At 35.4% G+C, this 15,411-nt stretch carries 21 protein-coding genes; 5 read left to right on the forward strand and 16 right to left on the reverse strand.

The window, feature by feature from the left end:
* Positions 1 to 70 precede the first annotated feature (70 nt).
* The 5 genes from AC0NJG_RS07500 (at position 71) to AC0NJG_RS07520 (ending at position 3,019) form a co-directional block, all read left to right on the forward strand.
* Complete coding sequence (locus tag AC0NJG_RS07500; RefSeq protein WP_087994362.1) at positions 71 to 1,285, forward strand: helix-turn-helix domain-containing protein; 1,215 nt, start codon at positions 71 to 73, stop codon at positions 1,283 to 1,285.
* 66 nt (positions 1,286 to 1,351) lie between these two features.
* Positions 1,352 to 1,531, forward strand: a complete 180-nt coding sequence (locus AC0NJG_RS07505; protein ID WP_001025740.1) for an H-type small acid-soluble spore protein — start codon at positions 1,352 to 1,354, stop codon at positions 1,529 to 1,531.
* A 185-nt stretch (positions 1,532 to 1,716) separates the two neighbouring features.
* Positions 1,717 to 2,052 carry an antibiotic biosynthesis monooxygenase family protein gene (locus AC0NJG_RS07510; protein WP_087953053.1) on the forward strand — a complete coding sequence of 112 codons (336 nt, stop codon included), beginning with the start codon at positions 1,717 to 1,719 and terminating at the stop codon, positions 2,050 to 2,052.
* A gap of 2 nt (positions 2,053 to 2,054) precedes the next feature.
* Entirely contained in the window at positions 2,055 to 2,648 is a 594-nt protein-coding gene (locus AC0NJG_RS07515; RefSeq protein WP_087953054.1) for a dienelactone hydrolase family protein, read from the forward strand.
* 11 nt (positions 2,649 to 2,659) lie between these two features.
* Entirely contained in the window at positions 2,660 to 3,019 is a 360-nt protein-coding gene (locus AC0NJG_RS07520; RefSeq protein ID WP_143880998.1) for a hypothetical protein, read from the forward strand.
* Positions 3,020 to 3,043: 24 nt separating this feature from the next.
* Here the strand turns inward: AC0NJG_RS07520 and AC0NJG_RS07525 are convergent, their stop codons facing one another.
* The 16 genes from AC0NJG_RS07525 to AC0NJG_RS07600 form a co-directional block, all read right to left on the reverse strand.
* On the reverse strand, positions 3,044 to 3,214 hold the full coding sequence (locus tag AC0NJG_RS07525; protein WP_143880997.1) for a DUF3951 domain-containing protein: 171 nt from the start codon (positions 3,212 to 3,214) through the stop codon (positions 3,044 to 3,046).
* Positions 3,215 to 3,276: 62 nt separating this feature from the next.
* Positions 3,277 to 3,588 carry an AzlD domain-containing protein gene (locus AC0NJG_RS07530; RefSeq protein ID WP_000425945.1) on the reverse strand — a complete coding sequence of 104 codons (312 nt, stop codon included), beginning with the start codon at positions 3,586 to 3,588 and terminating at the stop codon, positions 3,277 to 3,279.
* The gene (locus AC0NJG_RS07535) at positions 3,579 to 4,304 is read right to left on the reverse strand and encodes an AzlC family ABC transporter permease (protein WP_143880996.1); all 726 of its coding nucleotides are present in this window, start codon (positions 4,302 to 4,304) and stop codon (positions 3,579 to 3,581) included. Before AC0NJG_RS07535 ends, AC0NJG_RS07530 begins: the two co-directional genes overlap by 10 nt.
* Positions 4,297 to 5,133 carry a TrmB family transcriptional regulator gene (locus AC0NJG_RS07540; protein WP_143880995.1) on the reverse strand — a complete coding sequence of 279 codons (837 nt, stop codon included), beginning with the start codon at positions 5,131 to 5,133 and terminating at the stop codon, positions 4,297 to 4,299. Before AC0NJG_RS07540 ends, AC0NJG_RS07535 begins: the two co-directional genes overlap by 8 nt.
* Positions 5,134 to 5,287: 154 nt before the next feature.
* Entirely contained in the window at positions 5,288 to 6,061 is a 774-nt protein-coding gene (locus AC0NJG_RS07545; RefSeq protein ID WP_087953059.1) for a flagellar basal-body rod protein FlgG, read from the reverse strand.
* 42 nt (positions 6,062 to 6,103) lie between these two features.
* Entirely contained in the window at positions 6,104 to 7,414 is a 1,311-nt protein-coding gene (gene flhF, locus AC0NJG_RS07550) for a flagellar biosynthesis protein FlhF (protein ID WP_087994367.1), read from the reverse strand.
* Between the two features lie 14 nt (positions 7,415 to 7,428).
* On the reverse strand, positions 7,429 to 9,495 hold the full coding sequence (flhA, locus tag AC0NJG_RS07555; protein ID WP_250669751.1) for a flagellar biosynthesis protein FlhA: 2,067 nt from the start codon (positions 9,493 to 9,495) through the stop codon (positions 7,429 to 7,431).
* A gap of 23 nt (positions 9,496 to 9,518) precedes the next feature.
* A complete protein-coding gene (flhB, locus tag AC0NJG_RS07560; RefSeq protein WP_474062958.1) occupies positions 9,519 to 10,565 on the reverse strand; it encodes a flagellar type III secretion system protein FlhB in 1,047 nt (348 codons plus the stop codon).
* 10 nt (positions 10,566 to 10,575) lie between these two features.
* A complete protein-coding gene (locus AC0NJG_RS07565; RefSeq protein ID WP_001055694.1) occupies positions 10,576 to 11,337 on the reverse strand; it encodes a flagellar biosynthetic protein FliR in 762 nt (253 codons plus the stop codon).
* Positions 11,338 to 11,352: 15 nt separating this feature from the next.
* On the reverse strand, positions 11,353 to 11,628 hold the full coding sequence (locus AC0NJG_RS07570) for a flagellar biosynthetic protein FliQ (protein WP_001098085.1): 276 nt from the start codon (positions 11,626 to 11,628) through the stop codon (positions 11,353 to 11,355).
* A 33-nt stretch (positions 11,629 to 11,661) separates the two neighbouring features.
* Positions 11,662 to 12,420 (reverse strand): flagellar type III secretion system pore protein FliP, encoded by a 759-nt coding sequence (locus AC0NJG_RS07575; RefSeq protein ID WP_001220586.1) that lies wholly within the window; start codon positions 12,418 to 12,420, stop codon positions 11,662 to 11,664.
* Positions 12,417 to 12,737 carry a hypothetical protein gene (locus tag AC0NJG_RS07580; RefSeq protein WP_000121176.1) on the reverse strand — a complete coding sequence of 107 codons (321 nt, stop codon included), beginning with the start codon at positions 12,735 to 12,737 and terminating at the stop codon, positions 12,417 to 12,419. The genes AC0NJG_RS07575 and AC0NJG_RS07580 overlap by 4 nt, the downstream gene beginning before the upstream one ends.
* Before the next feature lie 12 nt (positions 12,738 to 12,749).
* The gene (gene fliN, locus AC0NJG_RS07585) at positions 12,750 to 13,109 is read right to left on the reverse strand and encodes a flagellar motor switch protein FliN (RefSeq protein ID WP_000680021.1); all 360 of its coding nucleotides are present in this window, start codon (positions 13,107 to 13,109) and stop codon (positions 12,750 to 12,752) included.
* A 10-nt stretch (positions 13,110 to 13,119) separates the two neighbouring features.
* The gene (gene fliM, locus AC0NJG_RS07590; protein ID WP_074602232.1) at positions 13,120 to 14,106 is read right to left on the reverse strand and encodes a flagellar motor switch protein FliM; all 987 of its coding nucleotides are present in this window, start codon (positions 14,104 to 14,106) and stop codon (positions 13,120 to 13,122) included.
* A gap of 14 nt (positions 14,107 to 14,120) precedes the next feature.
* Complete coding sequence (locus AC0NJG_RS07595) at positions 14,121 to 14,345, reverse strand: flagellar motor switch protein FliN (RefSeq protein ID WP_000775712.1); 225 nt, start codon at positions 14,343 to 14,345, stop codon at positions 14,121 to 14,123.
* A 62-nt stretch (positions 14,346 to 14,407) separates the two neighbouring features.
* Positions 14,408 to 15,193 carry a lytic transglycosylase domain-containing protein gene (locus tag AC0NJG_RS07600; protein WP_270726161.1) on the reverse strand — a complete coding sequence of 262 codons (786 nt, stop codon included), beginning with the start codon at positions 15,191 to 15,193 and terminating at the stop codon, positions 14,408 to 14,410.
* Positions 15,194 to 15,411: the final 218 nt, after the last annotated feature.

The raw sequence follows: 15,411 nt of genomic DNA on the forward strand, positions 1-15,411 counted from the left end.
ATCAGCTTTCCAATTTCCACAACAAAAAGTTAAATACAATTTAACTTTTTAAATATAAAGGAGCAATGATATGGCAACTCTCGGCGAAAAAATTAAAGCATTGCGAAAAGAAAAAAAACTTACACAAACTGAGCTAGCAGGTTCGGAAATGACAAAAAGTATGCTTAGTCAAATTGAAAATGGTAAAGCTACACCTTCCATGAAAACATTACAATATATTGCAGAAAAACTTGAATGTGAAACAAGTTTTTTATTAGAAGAAGATGATGTAGAAATTGTAGCAATCATTCAAAAAATGGAGCCATTAATAAAAGCAAATAAATGCGATGAAGTATATGAGACTTTACTACCTATCGTTCAAAAAGAATTACCTCTTACTTTAAATACAGCACGTTTATATAAACAGTTCATAACAGGAGCAGCTATTATGAACGATTATCATATTGAATATTACGTTGAAACCGCTGTTTCTATATTTGAAAAATACACATTATATCGAGAAAGCACTGAAACGAAACTACTGTTTTACTATATGCTGTTCAAACGTAAAAAATATAAAGAATGTTTACAGATGATCAGCACAATTCGTGATGAATATAAAACGAAGAATTTAGAAATGGATCTTATTACACATATACAACTATACTTAAAAGAAGCAATTATTTTACTTGCATACGGCAATTATGAAAAATGTGAAAAAGTCATTTTAGACGCACTTGCATTTTCAAAAAAACATCAAGTGTATTATAAAACAGACGAATTTTACCGGATTTTATCTTACCAAAAAGTCATTACAGCTGATAAAGAAAAATATTTATATTACATAAAAAAATCTGAGCAATTTGCCATTTTTACAGAAGATACTCTATCCATTGCGATTATTGATATTTTAAAAGCTTACTACTACAACACGATTACTAATGAATATACAATCGCATTAAAACATCTAGAACAGTTTCGAGAAAAACTAAAAGATCAGCCCATTTTTCAAGACGACGGATTGTATTATCTTGAAAAAGGAAAATCTTTGTATGGTTTAAAACGTTATAAGGAAGCTTTAGAAACATTAAAACACGCTACCATACCAGATTATATGAGTCATCCACTTGATCAATCGTGGGTATTAACTGCTGGGTCTTATCGTGCCCTTTGCCATATAGAACTTCAAGATAAAAAATCTGCCTTAAAAGAAGCGAAAGATGCAGTTCAAGCGATAGATAGCTATCCTGATTCCATCTTCTCCTCATTTATTAAAGAAACATTACAAATAATACAAAAACTTTAAGAATGTCTCGAAATGGTATATTATTCCTCCTTTTTAGCAAAGATAATAATGATGGGAGGAATATAAATGAATATTCAACGTGCAAAAGAGCTTTCTGTGTCAGCGGAGCAAGCTAATGTTAGTTTTCAAGGCATGCCTGTTATGATTCAACACGTCGACGAAAGCAATGAAACCGCCCGCATATATGAAGTAAAAAACCCAGGACGCGAATTAACAGTTCCAGTTAATAGCTTAGAGGAAATATAAGAAATGCCACTTCATTTTTTTGAAGTGGCATTTCTCTTTTTTTAGATTACTTATTATAAATTTCTTCTATCTTCTATTTTACAGGAGCTAAAAAATAAGAATTTTCTACTTTTTTTCTTTTTGTGACCTGCTAAAATACAAACTATGGATTAATTATTCACACTATACATTAAGGGGGAAAAATAATGAAAACTGATTTAGAAAAGAACAAGCATTATTATGCAGTTATATTCACTTCCAATTTATCAAATGATACAGCAGATTATAGTACAGTTTCCGACAAAATGGAGGAACTTGCAAAACAGCAACCTGGATTTTTAGGTGTAGAAAGTGCACGTGATCATTCAGGACTCGGAATCACCATTTCTTATTGGGAATCACTTGAAGCAATTGAAAATTGGAAACAAAACGCCTTACATAAAGAAGCGAAAAAAAGAGGGCGTGAGCAATGGTATGAAAACTTCCACCTGCGCATATGCCTTGTTGAGAAAGAATTTAAGTTTCATAAAGGTATATTGTAACGATGAAGAAAAAATTAGCTCTCGTTGTTGTTCATGAAATATATGGTGTGAACGACCATATGCATCACGTTACCCAACACTTCACTTCATCTCATATAGATGTATTCTGTCCTAATCTTATACAACCGCAACAAGCATTTCATTATAGTGATGAAGAAAAAGCATATCGTTTTTTTATGAATCATATTGGATTTAATAATGGCCAAAAACAAATTGAAGAATTGATTACGCATCTTTCTAGTCGTTACACACATATTGGACTTATCGGCTTTAGTGTTGGTGCTACGATCTCATGGCTATGTAGTAACAATCCGAAAATAGACTTTATTATCGGCTGTTACGGTTCCCGTATACGTGACTATATTCATATGAAACCAACATGTGCTACCTTACTTATTTTCCCTGAAAAAGAAGCTAGTTTTTCAGTATCCTCTTTAATGCAAACATTACAGCAACAAAATAATCCTTTATTAGAAATGCAACAACTATCCGGTGAACATGGTTTTCTAAATCCGTACACTGAAAAATATAACGAGCACTCTACAAAACAAGCATACAATATAATAGATTCATTTCTTGCAAAAACAATCTTATAAAGGAGATCTAAGTGACACTTACAGTACTCTTACTTATTTTCATATTCATTGCCTTTTTCTCAGCGCTAACTATTATTTTTGTAACCGTCAAAAAAGGGAAGTTTTCCAAACGTCCCTACTTACAATCTATTATCGTTTGCATTTTATTTTTTACAAATTGGATTTTATATTTATCAACTTTTTATGCGTTACTCCCCGAGAAAATTAGTGAGCTCATATTCTTGCCCATTTGGTTTTTCCTTTGTATTTTAGGATTTATCATTTTTTGGCGCGAATGGAGAAATAATCGTGTGTTTTCGATATGTATCGGTTTTCTTTCCTTTATTAGTTTTCTATTTGGGTTATTGTTGTTAGTTCTTTCGGGGATGTAAAACAAAAGGAAGAAAAGCCAACTTTCAACTTTTCTTCCTTCTATTTTTACCTTTAGATTTCACTGCCACTGATTCACAAGGTGAGTAATAAATTTGAGGTGTCGCCTTATCAACAAACATCATAAACGTAATGAAGCCGATAATAAAGAAAATAAACAACGTTAACAAAATTGCTCCTATCGTTAAAAGTATCATAACACCACCCCTATATTTTTCATGTTATTACACCTTTCGCTATTATATGAGCGTAATCCTTTTTAGAAAAAGAAACGTAACAAAATAATCACAATCACTCCCGTTAATACTGTTCCTAATAAACTACGAGTATATATTGCTACAAGAAATGTTGGAATTGCTGCGATAAGGTAATCCCACTGCACCGTCTCATGCATAAATAAAACTTGCGCTAAAAGTGCTGCTAATATCGCGATTGGTATGTAATTTAACCATTTTAAACCCCAGTCTGGAATTTGTAGTTTACTAAATACGAGTAGAGGTAAAATACGTGGCACGAGTGTGACAGCACCTGCTGCTAATAAAAGTAATAATACGTCTAATCTCATTTCCATTTTTCAATTACCACTCCAATCGTCGCAGCTAATAGTGTTGCTATAATAACTGCTATACTATCAGGCGTAAATAAGTGTGCAACGTATGCAATTATAATCGCTACAATTGCAACTGTAAGATGAATTGCTAGCTTCGGTTTACTACTTATGAGCTGAAGTACAAATAATCCGATAAACATTGCTGGTAATGCATAATCCATTCCGTACGTATGTGGGTCTGGTATCCACTCACCAAATAGCCCGCCAATAATAGTAGCAAGAATCCAATTTAAATACGCTGTTACGTTAAGCCCGATCATCCATCTTTCACCTAAATATCCTTTTTGCGCCGCGTGCTGCACTGCAACGCCGAACGTTTCATCTGTAATTTGCGAACCGATGATTAAGTTTTTGAATAGAGGAATTTTCGTAAAATAAGGTGCAAGTGCTGCACTCATTAATAAATGACGTAAATTAACAAAAAATACGGTGAAAATAATTGCAGAAGCAGGTGCACCAGCTGCATACATACCAGCTAATATAAATTGGGCAGAACCTGCATAAATTAAAGTGGACATAAACGCAATTTCAATAATGGAGAAACCTGCTGTTTTTGCAATTACACCGGCTGCTATACCGATGCTTAAATAACCAAATACAGTTGGTAAACAATCTTTTACTCCTTGCTGAAATGTATCATCGCTTTGCAAAGCTACATGTGCCTGAGCTTTACTCATCCATATCATCCTCCATTCCTTCTAAAGTTCGTTTTCCTGTTACGACATGAACTAAATCTATGTTTTCACGCCATAACGTATCTAACTTATCAGCTCCAAATTCCTGCGTGATTTCTTCAACCATAATATCGTGCCGCACATACTCTGTAGCAACGAGAACTAGAGCTGGGTCATACGTTGTAACAGCCCATGAAGTGCTATCATTTGAGAAGTTCGCAATTAATACTTCTTCTCCGTCACGTGCGATTACAGTTAAATGACCACCCATTCTCTTTTCAACAACGTGGGGCGTCATATAATTATGGTGAAACGTCGCGCCTATTTTTGTTTCTGGAGCGCCAAATAAGATTGAAAATATATGTACACCTTCCTCTTCCTTTTGATGAATGTATGGCTCAATTTCATGCACTTGATCTTCCCATACAGAAATCCATAACTCTTCCTTCGCTCTATTAATTATATTGCATATTTCTTTTAAAACACGATCATTTGAGCGAATATGCGAAATTACATCTATTTGTCGCTCTTGTTCTAAACCATTTAATTTCTCATCTAAAAATTCAAAGGACTTCTCAAAGTCTTTTCGCATTCGATTCATTAATTCGGTAGCTGGTACTGGTACATATTTAACTGGTTCAGAAGGTACAATATGTACCGCTCCTTTATCCATTAACTTACCTAGTACCTCGTAAATCATAGAACGAGGTACTCCTGTTTGTTTACTCACTTCATAACCAGTTACTGGGGAATGTTTTAGTAGTCCAATATACGCTTTACATTCGTACTGGGAAAAACCTAACTTTTGTAATTCTTTTATAATTTCATCCATGAGTACCCCTCACAATCTAAATAACTCTCATTTCAAAACAATGTATGTACGTTAGTAGTTATTAGTATACCTACTAATATAAAAAAACAGACCTATAAAGTCAATTGATAATTCTGAAATTTAAACGAAAAAGACTTCCGCTAATGGAAGTCCCTTATCTCAATATTTCATTCGCTTCTTTTTCATAAATTTTATCAAATGAAGTCATAACGCGTTGTGACGCTGAAATCATTTTTTGATCCGTCATAAGATCAGCCATCTCTTTCGTCATATCTACATTTGAATTTTCTAGCATATAATTTTTTACTGTCCCTACTCCATTCGGTAAATCAGCAATGTTCCCTTCTGCTAGAGTAAAGCTTTTGTTCTCTCTTTGTATTAGACGATTATTCGCTTCTGCACCTACTGTTTTTGTTTGCAAGCGAGCAATATTGTTTTGTGTCACTGCATCATATAACGTACCGTCTGCTTGTACAGCTACTTTTGCTCCTTCTGGAATACGAATACGTTCATTATTCTCTCCCATTACGAAAGCGCCTGAAGTTGTTTGTAAATAACGATCACTATTTAATGTAAAACTACCGTCTCTCGTTAAAAACGTTTCATTATTTTTAGATGTAACGAAAAACGAAGCTGTGCCAGCAGTTCCGTCATCTAAAAGGAAATCTGTAGCACTATTTGTCATTTGTATATTTCCTTGTACTAAGTTCACATGCGTTGCGGCTGGTACTACAGCGTAATCGACTGAACCGATATTTGTTACAGCTCCGTCACCGCGGCGATATGTGTCTTGTACATCAAATACTTTAGAAGTCATATTTTCTGCTTTAAATCCTGTCGTTTGGGCATTTGCAACGTTATTCGAATGAACATTAATGCGCTGCATGTAATTCATCATGCCCATAGAACCTATATAAAGACCGTTCATACTCGATTGAATAAGACAATTGCCTTATTCTTCACCTCTTTTCTATGATGTTTGTAACATTTGTTTCGCTAAATGTTCCGCTGTAGCGATATGTATGTTTTTCTTTACGTCTTGTCCGTCTGTCATTAATACAATGGGAGCTGATGATACCGCTGGAATTTTCAACAATTCACCACTACTTGCTGTTTCATCAAATTTCGTAAATACGATACCATCAATATGAATATCTTTAAAGTTCGTAATGATTTCGATCATATCTTTACTTTTCATCGAAGCTGATAACGTTAAACAAATATAATCCGGCTCTACTTGTCCCATCGTTTCAATCATTTCTTCCACTGTTTCTGACGCACGATAATTTTTTCCAGCTGTATCAATTAAAATATAATCGACGCGCGCTTCTTCTTTAAAGTACGTAAGCGCTCTTGTCATTGCAGCTTCATCACGCACAGCGATTACTTCAAATCCAATTGTCTTTACGTAATCTTGCAGTTGCTGAACTGTCCCAATGCGAGAATGGTCGGTCGTAATGAAACCAACCGTTTTTTTCTTACCGTGAAACTGCCACGCCATTTTCGCAAGTGTCGTCGTTTTTCCAACACCAGTTGGACCGATTAATGCAATTGTTTGTACTTCTTTTTCAAATACATTTTCCGTATTGAAATGAGAGCTCATATCTTCCAATATATATTCGATTACTTCTTCTTCTGTAATCATCGTTGCATTCTCAAACTTCACTTTTAACTTTTCAGCATATGCATGAATGAAATATTGTTCTACATCGTTTTGCTCTAGCATGCGAATTACTTTTTGAATAATAAATGGTACAGATTCTTGCTTTTCTTTTTTTGCAACTACTTCTTCTTTTTTGACAGGAACGACTTTTTTCACAGCTTTTTGCTTTTTCGTTACTTTCGTTTCTTCTGTCTGTTTCACAACGACGATACCTTTTTCAAACAGCTTTAATAGTTTCTCTTTCTTTCTTGCCCATTCTTCACTATTTCCTGTTTGCATCGCCGCGTACGACATAGGAGTCGTCACGTTTTCTAAATTGTGCAGTACCGATTGAATTCCGTTCGCCTTCACAATTTGTTCTGAAGGCTCATTTACAACATCCATTAATTGTTCATGAAATTGAGCTGTGCCTTCGTTCACTTCTTCCTGTTTATCCTCTGGAAAAGCAACTAACATTTCATAATTCTTTTTCCAAAAAAACGGGATATTTCGCTTTACACTTTCATCTACAACGTAATAATAATCTGTACCATATTGGTCAAATAACTTTCGATACAATTCATTTTTCGAAGCTGCTTTTATTCGCATTAACGCTTCTTTCTTTTCTGTACTTTCCATTACTTCACCCCCTACTATTCAATATAGGCAATTTGATCTACAACAATTTCTGGTGCTAATTCGCTAATACAAAGCACTTGTGCTTCTACTTGATAGCGCTCAAGAAGTCTTACAATCGCAAATCTGAAATCTTTTCTACGCGTTAATAACACTGGTTCTCTTCCCATTAAACGAGCTTGTTTAAAGACACGCTGTACTTGCTCAACGACTCGCGTTTCTAAATCTAAATCCCAGTTTAATAAATAACCTTGATAAGAATTGTTCACAACGTCTGCATCTAACTCAATTGAATCTGAGAAGAGCGCCGCATATATTTTCCCGTCAGGATTTTTCGCATTTTCACAAATCACTTTTGAAATACATTCACGGACGAATGACGTTACGCCGTCAACATGATTTTGATAAATTTCTTTTCCGTCAATAATACCTTCAATAATAGTTGGTAAATCACGAATAGAAATACCTTCTTTTAGCAATTGCTTAATAACATTTTGAACGAGTGATAAGTCGATTTCTTTCTTCTTAATCTCTTCTAATAAAACGCCGTTATCATTTTCAAGGGAGTTAATTAAGTCTTTTACATGTTGACGCTGAATTAACTCATGCAGATTACGTCTAACGACAACATCTAAATGCGTAATTAATATGCTAAGTGGCTCTAATACTTGATAGCCTTTCATTTGTGCATCTTGTACCATATGTTCTAAAATCCAATATCCATCCTCGCCGAAAATCGGATCTTTCGCTGGTTCTGCATCTAAATCGGCCATTACGTTCGGTGTTTTCAGTGCTAATAAGTAACCTGATTTTAAAACACCTTCAGCTGCCTTCGCACCTTTAATACGAATAATGTAACGTCCGCGTGGTCTAAAACTCGTATTATCTTTAAAGTTAATTCCAGGAACGTTAATACCAAGGTCGGTAATAATCGACTTCCTCATAAGAACAACTTTATCACGAGCTGTTTCCCCGTTAATTTTCTGCTTTACAAGTGCTGCTAAATCTAAGCCGAGTTCTACAATAATTGGATATTTATCTGTAAATACGCCAAATGAATCTTCCACTTGTTGCAGTTGCTCATCTTCGCCTTGAATCATTTCTAATTCTTTTTGAAGCTCATCTTCTTTTTCTTTCTTCATTCGGTTTTTATTTCGAATTCCTAAGAAGATAATTGTTCCACCAACGAGTGCGAACGGTAGAAACGGCAGCGGAGTAAAAATACCCATTGCAATAAATAAACCACCAAGCGCATAGACAACTACTTCATGCGCTAATAACTCTTTAAAGATTCCTTCCGTTACCGTATCCGGTGAACCGTCAAATACACGCGTTACGATAATACCAGTTGAAATCGCAAGCATTAACGAACCAATTTGGTTTACAATTCCGTCACCGACTGTTAACTGTGTATAATGAAGGGCTGCTTCACCAAAGCTCATTCCTTGCTGCATCATTCCGACAATTAAGCCAAAAATAATGTTTACGAATAAAATGACAATGCCGAAAATAACGTCCCCTTTAATGAACTTCCCGGCACCATCCATCGCCCCGTAAAACTCTGTTTCCATATTTAATTTTTTTCGTTTTGCTTGTGCATCTTTTTCTGTAATAATACGCTGGTTTAAATCAGCATCGATTGACATTTGTTTCCCTGGTAAAGAATCAAGTGTAAAACGAGCTGCAACTTCAGCTGTACGAGATGCACCATTTGCAACGATAAACTGGAATATGATTAATACTGTAAAAATAACGATACCAATTAATAAGTTCCCGCCAATTACGAATTGACCGAACTCTTCAATAACATGACCCGCATTTCCGTTTGTCAAAATCGCTCGCGTCGTCGATACGTTAATCGATACGCGGAAAATCCCGATTAATAACAACATCGTCGGAAATGACTTTAATTCATCCCACTCGTTAATACTTGTCGCTCGCATATAAATAAGCACTGACATACTTAGTAGAAAAACGATAATGATATCAAGTATAAATGGGGGAAGTGGAATTAAGAGCGCCACTACGAATGACGCTGCTAAAAAGATAGAAAAATAGGTTCTTGCAGAATCTATCTTAAACAAAGAGATCTCCTCCAAACGCGCTATTATACTTCAAGTTCGTTCGTTTGAATTAAATAGCGCATAACTTCAATTACAGCTACGTATAAATCTTCTGGAATCGTCTCATCTTCCTCGACTTGATAATATAAAGAACGAGCAAGCGGACGGTTTTCCACCATTGGTATTTCTTGTTCACGGGCAAGTGTTCGTATATATAATGCGAGTTCATCTTCCCCTTTTGCAACGACAATTGGTGCTGCATCAACGTGTTTATTGTACCTGAGTACGACCGAAATATGGGTCGGGTTGTTTACAATAAATGTTGCACCATCCATCTTCTTCGCAATTGTTCCTTGCAATATGGCATGCATAAAGTTTTTTCGTTTCCCCTTTACTTGCGGGTCCCCTTCATTATCTTTATGCTCTTGTTTTACTTCTTCTTTTTTCATCTTAATATCTTGTTCGTACTCCCACTTTTGATAAATGAAATCAATAATAGAAAGAACAATTAATATAATTAAAATAGCTAAAAAGATAAATTTAATTTGCCTTATAATTTCAGTAAGTGACGCAGTCCAGTTAAATCCAATCATACTCACGATTTTCTCTAAATTCTTTTTAAAGAGAACGTAAGCGACGTAACCGATTAATCCCATATAAAACAGTGATTTCAAAATATCTACTAAACTTTTACGACTAAACAATCTCATAAAATAATTTTTTGGGTTAATACGTGACGCTTTCGGCTTAATGACTTTAGAAGAAAATAAGAAACCGACTTGAATCATATAATTGAATAAATGAAAAGCGTATACGAGTATTAATATCGGAGCTGATACTTTTAATAGTAAAATCCCCATCATATAAAAATACTCGGTCGAATCTGTATTTTTTCCAATTTGATCAAACAGCACCGATACGGAATTGGCAATCTCAAACCCTAGCCAATCTCCGAAAAAGTAAACGACAACTGCTAACACAAGTATGGAAAATAAATTATTTAAATCTTTACTCCGGGCAATATTCCCTTCTTCACGCGATTTCTTACGCTTCTGCGGGGTGGCCTTTTCTGTTTTATTATCCTTTGCCATGAGCGTCCCCCTACTTCGTTAAGAAAAAGTTAAATAGTTTCGTATATTCCTCAAGCAATACATCCGTCATATTTTTAAACACATAACCGAGCATCGGTACACTCATCGCAATAAACAAAATACCACATGTAATTTTAATCACATACGCATTCATAAAAACGTTTAATTGCGGAGCGTTTTTTGCGATTAAAATTAAAACAAAGTTAATGATGAATAAGCTTCCCATGAGCGGAAGAGCAATTTCAACCGCTGATGTAATCGCAAATAATAACGTTGCGAGTAGACTATCTAAAAAACTAGTCGTCAGCAATTTTGAAATCGCCTCTGTATATTGAAACGACTTTAAAATCGTGGCAACGAAATAATTAATGCCGCCAAGTGAAATAAAAATAATGAGAAAAAATATATCAAAAATGGTTGATAGTAAAGTAGACTGTGAACCTGCGTTTACATCAAACAAACTTGCTTGTGATAAACCGATGTCAAAGTCTAAAATATGCCCGGCCATTTTCGGAATGTTCCACAGCATTTCTACAATTTTTGAAAGTGATAATCCAATTACAATTTGCGTACCAGCATAAGCTGCAACGTCCCAAGTTGTTTTTATGTGAGAGACATCAACTTGATCGGCAACAGTAATGGAAAGAGCAAGTCCAAATGTAACCTTCGCCATCGCTGGAATGGATCGACCTGAGAAAAACGGTAAAAAATATAAAAATGAAGTAATGCGGCAAAACGCAAAAAACGTCGCCGCCCATAATTCCATATTCATTTCAGTTCCCCTATCTTAGTACGAACGCAATAGCGATGGAATTTTATCAAATAAATCTAAAATAAGCGTCGTTAACTCTTGAAACATCCACGGACCTAAAATGATAATAACGAGTACAATACTCGCCATTTTCGGTAAAAACGTTAGCGTTTGTTCTTGAATTTGCATCATCGCCATAATGACAGCGATGATAATAACGACAATCATACTAACACCGGCAACCGGCATTAAAATCATAACCCCTTTATAAAAAAAGGTTTGAAAAATATCTATAATTGGTGACGTATTCATTTATATGACTCCTATCACATAGCATCAAACGCTTCAGGCGACCGTTTTAAACATAATGTCGACGATTTTTGTATATCCACCTAAATATACGAAAACGAGTATTTTAAATGGTAAACTTAAAATCATCGGCGGTACCATCATCATCCCGAGGTACATTAACAGTGTACTAATAATCAAATCTATAAATACAAACGCTAAATAAATGAACATCCCTGTTAACAATCCCTTTTGAATTTGCGTTAACGTAAAGGATGGTACGAGCGTAAATAAGGATAGATCCTTTAAATCTTTCGGCAACTCTTCTCCGCGCACTTTCAGCATCATTTTTAAATCATGCTTATACGTATGCTTTGACATATACTCTTTCATAATCGGCGCTGTCGTTTCCGCAGCTTGACTTACTGTTATTTTCTCTTTTGTCATCGGATCCCACACATCGCTCTTTAGCTGCCCAAGAACAGGCTGCATCGTAAAGAGTGATAAAAATAAGGCAAGTCCAACGAGCACTTGGTTCGGCGGTAAATTCATTACCCCGAGTCCTTGACGTGTAATCCCAAGAACGATCATAAAATAAGTAAAATGTGTAAATAATAGAACGATAGATGAAGATAATGATAAAAGGGTAACGAGCGCAAATAACTGTACACTTGAGTTACTCGTAAACTCTTTTCCATTTTCGAAATTAATAAAACCGTTTTGGGCTGCATACGCTGGATTTACAAAAATAATTGAAAAAACGATAGAAAATACGAAAATAACGGCTAATAACGATAACTGTTTCTTTATTCTCATGATGGATCCTCTACTTTTTTCGTTTCACTCTTCACCGCGTCTTCTAGCGCTTGTTGAAACTGATTTCCTGTTCCTGTTAATTGCACAGATTGAACACCGTTATTACTAATAACAGTGAACACTTGCTTACCATCCACTTCAAATAAAAAGGCGCTCGTTTGATGATTTAAATACACGCCGTCTTTTACTTGAATATGGCCATTTTCACCTTGTTTAAAAAACTGCTGCTTGCGCGTCTTTTTCGTCATATAATATGCACCGTAGCCGAGCGCACCAAACAGTAACACGACTTGAAATAAGGTCGTCATATACGACATATGACTCCTCCTCTACTCTTTATCTTGCATTTGACTTTGCGCTTTCATAAGCGCAGCTTGCTTCTTGTCAGCTTCAATTTCAGAAATAATAATACCGAACTTCTCGTCCATTACGATCGCTTCCCCGATGCCGACTTTCATATTACTTAAATATACATCTACTTTATGTCCTAAGTTTTTCTCTACTTCTAGAACATCGCCCACTTTTAACTGTTTCACATCACCGAGCGTAATAGATGCCTTTCCAAGCTTTACACCAAGTTCAATCGAAATATCTGAAACAGTATCAATATGTGCTTTACTTGCTTCATTTCGCTTTCCTGCAAATTCTTCTAATCCCATTAATGACACAGGAGATACTTCATGCTTCATATGGATCCTCCTACTCTACAAAACTTTTAAATAAGAGCGCCTTACGCGTTCCATCTTTTCCAATAAAACAATTAAATTTATGCTTTCCATCTACATAACCAAGTAATTCATCCGAAACTTTCGTATGGAGCGGAATTATATCGCCTTCTTCAATTTGTTCAATCTCACCCATTGTCATCTTCTGCTCACCAATTGCAACGTGAACAGGTTTGTACACTTGATTTACTTTCGCTTCCACTTCAGACGTATACTTTTTACGTTTATCTGAAGAATGTTCAACAATATTTTCAGATGTTAACTTATCCATAATCTCTTCAACAGATAAGAATGGAATTCCGATACGCACCGTCGTATTCCAAAAATCCGTTTTCATATTTACGTTTAATAATGAAATAATATCACTTGCTGTCGTAATCTTTAATGCATTCGGATCTGTCTCTGTCGTTACAAATTTCGGTTCAATCGCAACAACGCTTTCAAATGATTGCTCTAAATTTTTACAAAGAAGCGTAAATATATTATCAAGTGTTAAAAACTCAAATGCGGTAAGTGGTCTGCGCATCGTAAAGTTACGCTTACTATCTCCACCAAGCCAACATTCATGAATATAAATAACGAATGCTAAATCAATCTCAATAACAATTTCCCCAAGCTCTGGAAGGCCAAGATCAATAACACAATATAAATAATAATCTTTCGGCATTTTCTCCACATACTCACTCGTAAACGGAACTTGCTCAACCGTAGAAGGCTCTAACTCAATCGGAATACGCATACGCGCTGACAACGTCTGTGACGTCTGTTTACCAAATGTAGAAGCAATTGCTTGCAAGCTACGTAAATGCTCAACACCGAACTTCTCCGGTCTATTAAAATCATACTCTTGAAATTTCTCTTGCTTTCCTGCTTCTTGTGCGAAAGCTGGCATTTCCTCGCCTTCATTAACCGCCTTCAGCAGGGCATCAATTTGCTCTTGGCTTAATTTTTCGCCACTCATGACAATCCCCTTCCCTACCTTTTCAATTCAACGATTTCAACGTACATCTTCCCGTTTTTCGTCAAAATCTTTCCGGTTCCAATCTCTTCATTCTCAAGCATAAGACGTACCGTATTTTTCGTTGAATTTTCAAGACGATACAATGTACCTTTCGTAATATGAAGCAAATCTTCAATTTTCTTTTTCGTATTTCCGATTTCAAAATAAATTGTTAACGGAATATCATCTTGTAATTTCAAATCTAGCCAACTCCCATATCATGTTCACGAAAATTTCATGTTCTCTCTATATATGAAACTTCTTATTTTGAAACGTCGATATTTAATATTTTTTTAATATATCCTTGCGTTTCTTTAAATGGTGGTACGCCTCCGTACTTTCTCACATTACCAGGACCTGCATTATAAGATGCAAGCGCTAGTACGAGATCGCCGTTATTTTTCTTTAAATAACCGCTTAACTCTTTCACGCCGCCCTCAATACTTTCAGCTGGTGAAAATGGATTTTTTATACCCATCTCTTTCACATTCGCTGGCATAAGCTGCATAAGACCCTTCGCACCTGCATGTGACACCGTTTTCGGATTAAAATCAGATTCTACTTCAATCATTTTTTGAATTAACGTTTTCGGAATTCCGTATGTATGACTTACACGATCTATAATATCCTCATACTTCCCTTCATTGGAAGAACGTATTTTTTGAATATTATACTTCTTCGTTAATCCCCACGTATCAGCAGCCTCATTTTTCGTTTCTGGGAAACGTCGTTCAAACTCTTTTTGTGCGACTTGCACTTCATCTACGTTCTTCGTTTCAGCCTTTTCTTCAGGCTTACTCGCTTCCTCTACGTTATTAATAGATTGTTCGGGTTTATTTACGACCGTTTCTATTTTCGTAGATTGTACCGGCTGACTCATATCCTCTACCTTTGCCGGCTGCGTAGTACCCTTCGTCTCCTTCGCAGGTTCACTCTGCAACTTCTCTTGAAAACGACTACTAACGAATGCTTGTGGACTACTTAGCTTTTGCTGAATTTGTCCTTTTTTATATGCAAGCACTTCTTTTACTATATTTCCAACTATCATAATATCACCTTTTCGGTAAACAAAGATAATCTAATATTAGAGTTTTTTTTTAAAGTTTGCAATAATCCTTTTAATAATATTGTAATAAAAAAATGAATATATTGTTAAACTGTTATTTTTTTATATTTATTAATTCGAATTTTTAGTTGACACCCGCTATGACAGGGATTACAATAAATCTCGAAATTGATTTTTTCGCATATTACCGTTTTTCAATT

It is taken from the genome of Bacillus sp. SSR7 (assembly GCF_055902415.1).

Excerpts from the sequence above, each read along its gene's own strand:
- AC0NJG_RS07500 (WP_087994362.1), top strand. The coding sequence starts at position 71 with ATGGCAACTCTCGGCGAAAAAATTAAAGCATTGCGAAAAGAAAAAAAA.
- AC0NJG_RS07505 (WP_001025740.1), top strand. The coding sequence starts at position 1,352 with ATGAATATTCAACGTGCAAAAGAGCTTTCTGTGTCAGCGGAGCAAGCT.
- AC0NJG_RS07510 (WP_087953053.1), top strand. The coding sequence starts at position 1,717 with ATGAAAACTGATTTAGAAAAGAACAAGCATTATTATGCAGTTATATTC.
- AC0NJG_RS07515 (WP_087953054.1), top strand. The coding sequence starts at position 2,055 with ATGAAGAAAAAATTAGCTCTCGTTGTTGTTCATGAAATATATGGTGTG.
- AC0NJG_RS07525 (WP_143880997.1), bottom strand. The coding sequence starts at position 3,214 with ATGATACTTTTAACGATAGGAGCAATTTTGTTAACGTTGTTTATTTTC.
- AC0NJG_RS07530 (WP_000425945.1), bottom strand. The coding sequence starts at position 3,588 with ATGGAAATGAGATTAGACGTATTATTACTTTTATTAGCAGCAGGTGCT.
- AC0NJG_RS07535 (WP_143880996.1), bottom strand. The coding sequence starts at position 4,304 with ATGAGTAAAGCTCAGGCACATGTAGCTTTGCAAAGCGATGATACATTT.
- AC0NJG_RS07540 (WP_143880995.1), bottom strand. The coding sequence starts at position 5,133 with ATGGATGAAATTATAAAAGAATTACAAAAGTTAGGTTTTTCCCAGTAC.
- AC0NJG_RS07545 (WP_087953059.1), bottom strand. The coding sequence starts at position 6,061 with ATGAACGGTCTTTATATAGGTTCTATGGGCATGATGAATTACATGCAG.
- flhF (WP_087994367.1), bottom strand. The coding sequence starts at position 7,414 with ATGGAAAGTACAGAAAAGAAAGAAGCGTTAATGCGAATAAAAGCAGCT.
- flhB (WP_474062958.1), bottom strand. The coding sequence starts at position 10,565 with ATGGCAAAGGATAATAAAACAGAAAAGGCCACCCCGCAGAAGCGTAAG.
- AC0NJG_RS07565 (WP_001055694.1), bottom strand. The coding sequence starts at position 11,337 with ATGAATATGGAATTATGGGCGGCGACGTTTTTTGCGTTTTGCCGCATT.
- AC0NJG_RS07570 (WP_001098085.1), bottom strand. The coding sequence starts at position 11,628 with ATGAATACGTCACCAATTATAGATATTTTTCAAACCTTTTTTTATAAA.
- AC0NJG_RS07575 (WP_001220586.1), bottom strand. The coding sequence starts at position 12,420 with ATGAGAATAAAGAAACAGTTATCGTTATTAGCCGTTATTTTCGTATTT.
- AC0NJG_RS07580 (WP_000121176.1), bottom strand. The coding sequence starts at position 12,737 with ATGTCGTATATGACGACCTTATTTCAAGTCGTGTTACTGTTTGGTGCG.
- fliN (WP_000680021.1), bottom strand. The coding sequence starts at position 13,109 with ATGAAGCATGAAGTATCTCCTGTGTCATTAATGGGATTAGAAGAATTT.
- fliM (WP_074602232.1), bottom strand. The coding sequence starts at position 14,106 with ATGAGTGGCGAAAAATTAAGCCAAGAGCAAATTGATGCCCTGCTGAAG.
- AC0NJG_RS07600 (WP_270726161.1), bottom strand. The coding sequence starts at position 15,193 with ATGATAGTTGGAAATATAGTAAAAGAAGTGCTTGCATATAAAAAAGGA.